This window comes from Vibrio sp. Vb0888, from assembly GCF_033338835.1.
Classification (GTDB): domain Bacteria; phylum Pseudomonadota; class Gammaproteobacteria; order Enterobacterales; family Vibrionaceae; genus Vibrio; species Vibrio alginolyticus.
The window spans coordinates 1-1,026 of record NZ_JAWOTL010000349.1 but is presented as its reverse complement, the minus strand read 5'-3'; the positions used below and the strand labels follow the sequence as shown (position 1 = coordinate 1,026).

At 47.1% G+C, this 1,026-nt stretch carries 2 protein-coding genes; both read left to right on the top strand.

All coding sequences use genetic code 11. From position 1 onward, the window contains the following. A partial coding sequence (locus R7P72_RS26175; RefSeq protein ID WP_318111187.1) for a YcjX family protein occupies positions 1–246 on the top strand: 246 nt, incomplete at its 5' end. Beyond that, positions 243–1,026 (top strand): TIGR01620 family protein (locus tag R7P72_RS26170; RefSeq protein ID WP_318111185.1); only part of this gene is annotated, 784 nt, incomplete at its 3' end. The genes R7P72_RS26175 and R7P72_RS26170, both read left to right, overlap by 4 nt.

Here is a 1,026-nt window from a genome sequence, read left to right as displayed (position 1 = left end):
ACTTCTGGGTTTATTACCTCAGGCGACAAAACCATTTCTGCGTTACAAGGGACGACCTTAAACGGTGAGGCAATGACGATGTTCCCAGGAGAGGTGCCTAAGAAGCTACCCAATGCTGCCTATTGGCAAAACAGTGGTTTCGACTTTACTTCCTTCCGTCCTATGCCGTCAGCAAGTGATGAACCGATGAAACACATACGTCTAGATAAAGCACTGGATTATCTGCTAGGAGACAAATTGAAATGAGCGAATTGAAGCAGAAACAAATTTTCTCTGACAAAGCACTAGAGAAAGAGCAGCAATCGGATTCACCAGAGTTAACGGCGCAAAAGACATTCAGTGAAAAAGAAACTTTTGTACCAGTGAAGATAGAAGAAGATCGAATTGAAACCGAACAAGAACTGCAACTTGAACACGTGATTCGCCCTAGGCCGGGCAGAAAATGGCTCGCAACCGGCGTGTTTGCTACTTTTGCCGGATTGGTCGGGTGGCAGGCTGTGGACTCAGTTGTCACTGCGGTGCAAACGGCTGACTGGCTAGCATTAGGTTGGGCGGGGTTCATGACTGCTGTGGCATCATTGGGCCTAGGTGCCATCGGTAAAGAACTCTGGAAGCTACGTAAATTAAGAAATCATTTCAGCATTCAAGAAGAAGCCGAACTGCTCGTTCACAGTGACAGTGTGGGTAAAGGCAAGGTGTTTTGCGAAAAGGTGGCGGAACAGAGTGGTGTATTAGCAGAAAACCCAGGCTTTGATCGCTGGCAGAACAGCATTAATCCAGCACACAGTGATGCGGAAATCCTTGATATGTACGATTCTATGGTCGTTAGTCAACAAGACAAGCTCGCTACAAAAGTGGTTTCTCAGCATGCGACTGAGTCTGCTGCGTTAGTTGCGGTAAGTCCACTCGCCGCCGCTGATATGTTGCTGGTGGCGTGGCGAAACTTCAAAATGATCGATAACTTATCCAAAGGGTATGGCGTTGAATTAGGTTATGCTTCGCGCATCAAGCTATTGAGATCGGTAT